The organism is Dehalococcoidia bacterium, assembly GCA_030018455.1.
Lineage (GTDB): Bacteria > Chloroflexota > Dehalococcoidia > DSTF01 > JALHUB01 > JASEFU01.
Genome location: JASEFU010000001.1, coordinates 645446 through 652921, shown reverse-complemented (window position 1 = coordinate 652921; position 7476 = coordinate 645446). Strand labels below are relative to the sequence as shown.

The 7476-nt window shown below is 65.9% G+C and carries 9 protein-coding genes; 3 read left to right on the top strand and 6 right to left on the bottom strand.

All coding sequences use genetic code 11. The annotated features are described in order from the left end of the window. From QME71_03140 to QME71_03130, 3 genes are all read right to left on the bottom strand, one after another. A partial coding sequence (locus QME71_03140) for a potassium channel family protein (GenBank protein MDI6857292.1) occupies nt 1-603 on the bottom strand: 603 nt, incomplete at its 3' end. 69 nt (nt 604-672) lie between these two features. Beyond that, a complete protein-coding gene (locus QME71_03135) occupies nt 673-1980 on the bottom strand; it encodes an Nramp family divalent metal transporter (GenBank protein ID MDI6857291.1) in 1308 nt (435 codons plus the stop codon). Between the two features lies 1 nt (nt 1981). Beyond that, entirely contained in the window at nt 1982-3217 is a 1236-nt protein-coding gene (locus tag QME71_03130; protein ID MDI6857290.1) for a CBS domain-containing protein, read from the bottom strand. 16 nt (nt 3218-3233) lie between these two features. Between QME71_03130 and QME71_03125 the strand changes: the two genes are divergently transcribed. After that, nucleotides 3234-3404 (top strand): hypothetical protein, encoded by a 171-nt coding sequence (locus QME71_03125; GenBank protein ID MDI6857289.1) that lies wholly within the window; start codon nt 3234-3236, stop codon nt 3402-3404. A 189-nt stretch (nt 3405-3593) separates the two neighbouring features. On the opposite strand, the gene QME71_03120 is transcribed toward QME71_03125, so the two are convergent. The 3 genes from QME71_03120 to QME71_03110 are packed head-to-tail and all read right to left on the bottom strand — an operon-like array spanning nt 3594 to nt 5788. Continuing rightward, nucleotides 3594-4325 carry an SIMPL domain-containing protein gene (locus tag QME71_03120; protein ID MDI6857288.1) on the bottom strand — a complete coding sequence of 244 codons (732 nt, stop codon included), beginning with the start codon at nt 4323-4325 and terminating at the stop codon, nt 3594-3596. Nucleotides 4326-4370: 45 nt separating this feature from the next. Continuing rightward, a complete protein-coding gene (locus tag QME71_03115; protein ID MDI6857287.1) occupies nt 4371-5150 on the bottom strand; it encodes a zf-HC2 domain-containing protein in 780 nt (259 codons plus the stop codon). A 2-nt stretch (nt 5151-5152) separates the two neighbouring features. Further along, nucleotides 5153-5788 (bottom strand): sigma-70 family RNA polymerase sigma factor, encoded by a 636-nt coding sequence (locus tag QME71_03110; protein ID MDI6857286.1) that lies wholly within the window; start codon nt 5786-5788, stop codon nt 5153-5155. 143 nt (nt 5789-5931) lie between these two features. Between QME71_03110 and lepB the strand changes: the two genes are divergently transcribed. Together lepB and pyrE are read left to right on the top strand one after the other, a co-directional pair. Next, entirely contained in the window at nt 5932-6801 is an 870-nt protein-coding gene (gene lepB, locus QME71_03105) for a signal peptidase I (protein ID MDI6857285.1), read from the top strand. Next, complete coding sequence (gene pyrE / locus QME71_03100; GenBank protein ID MDI6857284.1) at nt 6798-7355, top strand: orotate phosphoribosyltransferase; 558 nt, start codon at nt 6798-6800, stop codon at nt 7353-7355. Before lepB ends, pyrE begins: the two co-directional genes overlap by 4 nt. The last annotated feature ends 121 nt before the right edge of the window (nt 7356-7476 follow it).

Here is a 7476-nt window from a genome sequence, read left to right as displayed (position 1 = left end):
CACCAGCATCTCCGGCCGCATCGCCTTCGCCGTTAACGTTATGTACGTGTTCCCCGCATCTGAGTCCGACGCCGCTAAAAGACCCCGCGCTCTCTCTATCCCCGCCTCCAGCAGCACTGCGTCCGACGACGCGTCTCCCTCTACCAGCAGATACCCCCTCTCCCGCGCACGCCCTATCGCCTCCGGGTTCGACTCCACGACCACGAAGGGGATCTTGCGCTGCGTGAACTCCCGCCCGATCTCCTCGCCCACGCGCCCGAAGCCGCAGAGGACGAAGTGGCCGCGCATCGACCTTATCCTGGCCTTCATCCTCTGGAGCCCGAAGGCCTGGCCCAGCTCCCCCTCGACAACGATGCCGACCACGCCCACAAGGATGTACAGGGCTATGCCGACGCCGAGCAAGATGAGGAAGATGGTGAATATCCGGCCGCCCGTGCCCAGGGGATTGACTTCCCGGAAGCCGACGGTGGTGATGGTGGTGACGGTCATGTAGAGGGCGTCGAGGAACGACCAGCCCTCGATGAGCATGTAGCCGAGCGCGCCGATAGCGAGCAGCAACAGGAGCAGGAGGACTCCCAACACCAGCCGTCGCCATGCGCTCATGGCAAGATCATCCGCCTAAGACACGCCTCGCGCAAGCGCCCGACGCGCTCCGCCGAAAGGGGGCCGCAGTCAGGCGTCAATGGCGCCGGTCGCCTGGAGGACGGCGATCACGGCGTACACAACGGACAACCCCACCAAAAGCACTGTTGTCGCCCTGGCGATGAAGTTCTGCAGGCGGTTGTTCGTCCAGCGCCCCATAATCCGCTTGTCGTTGATGATTTTCAGCATCAGGAACAGGACCAGCGGCAGCACGATGGCGCCTACCACGTTCGGCACGAAGATGACGATGAGCAGGGGCAGGCCGGGTATGAGAACCGCCAGCGCCCCCAGGACAACCAGCCCCACGAAGAGCCCGAAGAAGGCCGGCGCCTCGCGGACACCCTTGTTGATGCTCCGCTCCCAGCCGAAGGCGCCGCAAACCGCGTATGCCGTCGAGAGCGGCAGCACCACCGCCGCCAGCAACGACGCGTTGAGCAGGCCGATGGCGAAGAGCCGGGCGGCAAAGTCCCCGGCGAGAGGCTCCAGGGAACGCGCCACCTCCTCCACTGTGTCGGCCGGCCGATCGTGGGTGAAGAGGGTCGCGGCGGTGGTGACGATGATGAAGAAGGCCACGAAGACAACGGCGAAGGCGCCGACATAGACATCGGCGCGCTCGGCGTTGTACTCGCGCTCACCCAGCCCTTTGTCGACGACGCTCGACTGGAGATAGAACTGCATCCAGGGCGTGATCGTTGTTCCTATGAGGCCGATGAGTACCGTCAGAAACGGCAGCGTGAGGCTAAACGTAGGCACCACCGTGTGACGTCCGACAGCCCCCCAATCGGGCTCGGCCAGAAAGCCCGTTATCACGTAGGCGAGGAACACCAGCGATCCCAGCAGCAGCACCTTCTCCACCCGCCGGTACGAGCCGTAGAACACTACGGCAAGGACTGCAACAGCGGCGAGCGGGACGCTGATGTATCTCGAGACGCCGAAGATCTCGGATCCCCCGGCTACGCCTGCGAACTCGGCAACGGTGGTCACCGCATTCGCGACGAGCAGTCCGAGCATGACAATGGCGGTGATACGCACACCGAAACGCTCGCGCACGATGTCGGCGAGGCCCTTGCCGGTGACGGTGCCCATGCGCGCCGACATCTCGTTGACGACGATAAGCATGACGAAGCAGATGACCAGCACCCATAGGAAATCGTACCCGAAGCGCGAGCCAGCGATGGCGTAGCCGGCGATTCCCGTGGGGTCGTTGTCGACGACGCCGGTGATGACGCCGGGCCCCATGACGGCGAAGAACAGTCCTAGCCGGCGGACATACGCGAACCGGCGGGCCAGAAGGCCGCGCCAGCCCGGGGAAACCCGTCGCATCACCTCGTTCGTCATCTCACCCCAGCATCCTCCTCGGCCGGTTCCGCCACGAACGCGGGGTCACGAGATCGAGGACGTCGTCCACGGTGACGATGCCCTTCAACCGGCCCTCCTCGTCGGTCACGGGAATGGCCAGCAGGTCGTAGCGGACAAGCTGGCGGGCGACCTCTTCCGCCGAGTCGTCGAGTTGGACGGCGGCGACTTCGCGGCGCATGAAGGTCGAGACGACTGCATCCGGGGGCGCGACGATGAGGTCGCGCAGGGAGAGGACGCCGCGCAGCCGGCCCTCGTCGTCCACCACATAGACGTAGTAGCTCTCGTCCTCGGGGGGCGCCAGACGGCGCATGTAGGCGATCACTTCTTCGGCGGTGTCGCTCTCCCGCACCGTCACCATTCTCGTGTTCATGAGGCCGCCGGCCTTGTCTTCCTCATAGACAAGGAGGGAGCGGACCTCGTTGGCGGCCTTCGGGGCCATGAGGCTCATCAGTTCACCGGCCCGCTCCTCTTCGACGTCGCCCAGGACGTCGGCGGCGTCGTCGGGCGGCATCTGGTCGAGCACGTCGGCGGCCTCTTCGGGGTCCATCGCCGTGAGCACGGCGGCCTGCTGCTCTTCGGACAGCTCGGCGAGGACATCGGCGGCGGTCTTATCGTCGAGCGCTTCGAGGACGTCCGCCGCTTCGCCGGGCGACATCTGGCTGATGATGGTGCCGATGTCGGGCACCGGCATGGTGCGAAGACGGCTGAACGGCACCTTGAGTCGGACCTCCTCCACCGCGGGGCCGATGTCCACCTCCTGCCAGTCGATGAGACGCGGGCGGGCGCGTCCGGCGATGCGGGCGAGCCACTCGATACCAAGCCGCCGGAGAAGGCCGCTGGTCGAGCTGTCGACGCCGGCGAGACGGAGGTCGCCGTTGATGGGCGTGAGCGCGAGGTCGTTCACGCGCACGAGCTTGGCGCCGTGCGTGTCGACGATCTGCTTATCGAGGAGGTCGCGCCCCAGCCAGACGAGGTCGTCGCCGGGCTCGGGGAGCGAGGCGATGTCGAGGCGGCGGCGGAGCGCTGTCGCCTTCGGGGTAACGGAGGCGATGCTGTTCCAGGGGACGGCGTGAAGGCGCTTGCCGGCCCCGACGACTGCGGCGCGAATGGGCGGATAAGGCACTTCCGCCGGTATGAGCAGGTCGCGGAGGACTCCGACCTGGTTGCCTTCGAGGTCGAGTACGGGGCGGCCGAGCACCTGGCTGAGGAAAGGCATAAGAAACCACCTCCCCGTGCTTAGGTTGTGGGAGGTGGTCTGCCGCGGCAGGAGCCGCGGCCACGCCGATCGCGCGCTAGCGGCTCATGGCGAGCAGAGCGCCTCCCCTGTTCCGGTGCTGGCGATAACTACGATCGCCGGCTTCGTCGCTTTCCATCTCTTCCCAAACTACCCCGGCTGCAAATAAATGCAGCCTCTACCGTGTCCATCGTATTCCCCGTTCCCCGAACCGTCAACCCCGTGCAGCGGCAGCACCAGGCAGAGCAAGGCTTTAGCCTTCCGCGTCGGGCCCTGTTGGAGAGGAGGAAGTGGAGGTGGGCGGCCCCGAAGTTTCGTTCAGCGGCGGGTGGGCCTTCGCCACGTTCCGCCCGGCCTCTCAATCGATCGCGTAGACAACCTCTACGGTGAGAACGACGTCCAGTTCGCCCGGCTCGATCGGCGTGGCTCCTTCGCCGGACTCAGCGATGGCATCGCGCGCCAGCGGTATGGGCGGCGGCGCGCCGAACGATTCGCTTATCGATATCACCTTTCCGAGGCCCACCCCCGACAGCTCCGCCAGCCGCTCAGCTTTTGCTTTCGCGTCCGCCACCGCCTCCTCGCGGGCCTGGTCGCGAAGCTCGTCCGGGTCATCGATTGTGAAGCTGATGCCCTGCACGTTCGTAAGATCGCCACCTGCGGCGACCGCTTCGTCGAGCGCCTCGCCGGTCCTGTCGATATCACGCAGTTTCGCCGTCGCGACGTTGGTTAGCCGGTAGCCGCGCAGAGTGTCCTCACCTTCGCGGTAGTCGTACTCGGGGTAGATGCTGAACTGCGACGTCTGTATGTCTTTGTCCTCCACCCCGTTGCTCTTGAGGGAGTCGACGACCTTGCTCATGGCGTCGGTCGCCTGATCGCGCGCCTCCTTGACAGTGGGCGCGAGCACGGAGACGCCGAGAGTGAGCACGACGACGTCCGGCGGACCCGACGCCTTCCCCTCGCCGGTGACGGCTATGCCCAGGTTCTGCGCCTGTTCTGTCGCCACCGTCACTTCGTCACCCCGGCAGGCTGCCCCAAGCAGCCCGAAAAGCAGCAGGCCGGCCGCAAACGAGAGAGCGATGTTCCTGTTCATGCGAATGTCCTCCTTAGAAACCCGTTGTGATCGATGCGGGAAGATTCACGTGAGACGCCGGCGCCTGCGCAGGAAGAAGGCGGCCGCCACGAGCGCTATCGCCGCGCCGCCGAGAGCGCCCTCCAGCGGGCGCAGCCAGCCGCTCCCACCGTCTTCTTCCGCCGCCTCCGCCATTCCTGCCTCCCCGACCGTTGCCTCCTGTCCGGCGAATTCCGGCGCCGTCGGCTCGGGCTCCGTGAGCGCGAGGGCGGGCGGAGTCGTCTCAGCGCCCGGCCCAGCCTCCGACGGCGCGACCGCTGGTGGGGTAACGGCAGGCGCCACGTCGGGCGCGGGGGCGGCGGGGGCGGTCTCCTTCCGCTCGTCGGGGGCCTCGTCTTCCGCCGCGCCAGCGAGGGAGCGTTCTGCTTGCATGTCTTCCGGAAGGCCCTGCAAAGTAGCGGCGCCTCTTTCCGCCGCCTGCTCTCCGCCGGTCGTCGAGACGAAGATGTCGGCGGCAACAAAGGCGAAGAAGAGGACGGCAACGGCGGCGGCGGCGTTACGGAGGACAGGGTAGACGCGAGCGGCGGCATAGGCCGGCCGCACCTGCCCGGGTCGTCGCGCCTGTTCCGGAGTGAGGGCGAAGGAGCGGGGCGCGGCCGCCTGGGGCAGCGAACTCAGCGTTTGCTTCAGGGTCCGCAGCTCGGCCAGGCGGGCCCGACAGGCGGGACAGCCGCGCAGGTGCTCCTCGATCTTCCGGCGGCGCGCAGGCGGCAGCTCTTCATCGAGGTAAGCTGAGAGCTCGTCCTCGCCCACGATGTGCCGGCGCAATTTCAGCCACTCAAACATCTTCAGACCCCGTCGGTCTCCTCTGCGATTCCCGCTTCGATACTATGACGATGGAGGGCGGTCAGAAGTTCCCCCTGTTGGGTCAGAAGGCGGCGCAGCCTGCTCCTACCCCTGCTTATGCGCGACTTCACCGTGCCCAACGATACGCCCAGGGAGGCCGATATCTCCTCGTAGCTGAAGCCCTGAACGTCGCAGAGGACGATGGCGGCGCGCTGGTCGATGGGTAGCCGCATGAGCGCCGCCTGGAGGTCCCGTAACGTTTCGCTGCGGAGCGCCCGTTCCTCGGGCAGATCGGAGCTGTCGGGCAGCTCGAGGGCAGCGCTTCCTTCGGGCGTGGCGGCGTCGAGCGAGACCTGGGGGCGACGGCGACGGCGTCGCAGCTCATCGGTGCAGGCATTTACGGCGATGCGCAGCAGCCAGGCGCGGAAGACGGGGCCCCGGTAGCGCCCGATGCTCCTGTAGGCAGAGAGAAAGGTGTCCTGGGCGGCGTCCTCCGCCGCTTCCGCCGATGCGAGCATGCGCAGGCAAAGGTTGTACACCTGGCCCTGGTACATCTCGACCAGCGCGTTGAAGGCGGAAAGATCGCCTTCTCTGCTTCGCGCTACCAGCGCCGCCTCGTCCGCGGAGACCGGTCCCAACAGCCCCTCAGCTTCGACTCTCGACAGTGTGCCCATTCTAGCAGAGAGATCGGTATCGGGCGCGATAGTGGTATTCGGGCGGGCGGACAATCATCCGATCATCGAGTTGTCAAGGTATCGACGTGCTATAATCAGGAGTACTTATGGAAAACGGCCGCGAGCAATTCCCCGAACCGACCCCCGACACATACAACTGGCCGGAGCCCGAAACGCCTCCGGCCGTTCCCGACCCTGTGCCCGAAGCCGACCCAAAGGTCGAGTTCGTGTGGTCGACAGACACCAGCTCGCCGGCGAGCTTCTCTCCCCTGGGGCGGGCGGACGCGACGGGCGTCACCATCGAGAGGAAGGCCCCCCTTAGCCTCCGCCTCGGGCGTCTGGCGCGGGACCTGACGGAGACCCTCATCCTCGCGCTGCTCATTTTTCTCGCCGTGCGGGCGACGGTGCAGAACTTTCGCGTCGAGGGCTCGAGCATGGAGCCGTCGCTGCACGACGGCCAGTACCTACTGATAAACAAGGCGATCTACTTCAAAGTGAACCTGGGCTTCCTCGATTTCCTGCCGTTTTTCGATTCGGGAGACGACCCGTACCAGTACATCTTTCGCGCGCCGCGGCGCGGCGACGTGGTGGTCTTCCGTTTCCCCAGCCAGCCGACGCGCGACTTCATCAAGCGAATAGTCGCTGAGCCGGGAGAAACGGTGGAGATCAAGGAGGGCCTGTTGTATATAGACGGGAGGGTGCTTAAAGAGCCGTACATAAACGGTCCCATGCACTATGACTTTGGGCCGGTAACGGTGCCTCCCAAGCACTACTTTGTTCTCGGTGACAACCGCAACAATAGCTACGATTCTCACTCCTGGGGGATGCTGTCGGAGGAGCATATCATCGGGCAGGCGTGGATTTCGTATCTCCCGTTTTCTTCGTTCGGACTCGTCTCGAACCCGGACATCGACCCGCTGGGAAGTGACGAGCCTGCGACGCCTGAGCCAACCGTAGCGCCGGAGGCAGCGCCTTGAGCGATGAGGAAGTCCTCGATCTGTTCCGCAAGTCGGGCGCGTTCAAGGAAGGCCACTTCCAGCTCACCTCCGGCCGTCATTCCGGCGCTTATGTCGAGAAGTTTCAGGTGTTGCAGCATCCCGCCTACACGCAGAAGTTGTGCGGCCTCATCGCTGCCCGCTTCCGCGATGCGGGGATCGAGCTTGTCGCCGGCCCGACGACGGGCGGCATCATCCTCAGCTTCGAGGTGGCGCGTCAGCTTGGCGTGCGGGGCATCTTCGCGGAGTCCGTCGATTCAGGGCGGCGTTTTCTCCGGGGGTTCGTGGTCAACCCCGGCGAGCGCGTGCTGGTGGTGGACGACGTTTTGACGACGGGCGGGAGCATCCGCGACGTGCTGGAGGCGATACGCGAAGCGGGAGGCGAGCCGGTGGGCGTCGCGGTGCTTGTCGACCGGACGGGCGGAAAGGTCGACTTTGGAGTGCCGTTCTTCGCCTGTTTGGAGCTTGTCTTCCCGTCTTATGATGCGTCGCAGTGTCCGCTCTGTCGGGTGGGCATTCCCCTCGAGAAGACGTAGGGGACGCACCCATTCTGCTGCGCTCGGCCGGGCTTAGGGCAGCCGCTGCCGCCTGCGTGTGAGAAGCCCCTGGTCCTCCCACCTGCCTGCCGTCAGGCGGGCCCGCCCACCCGCGACGCGC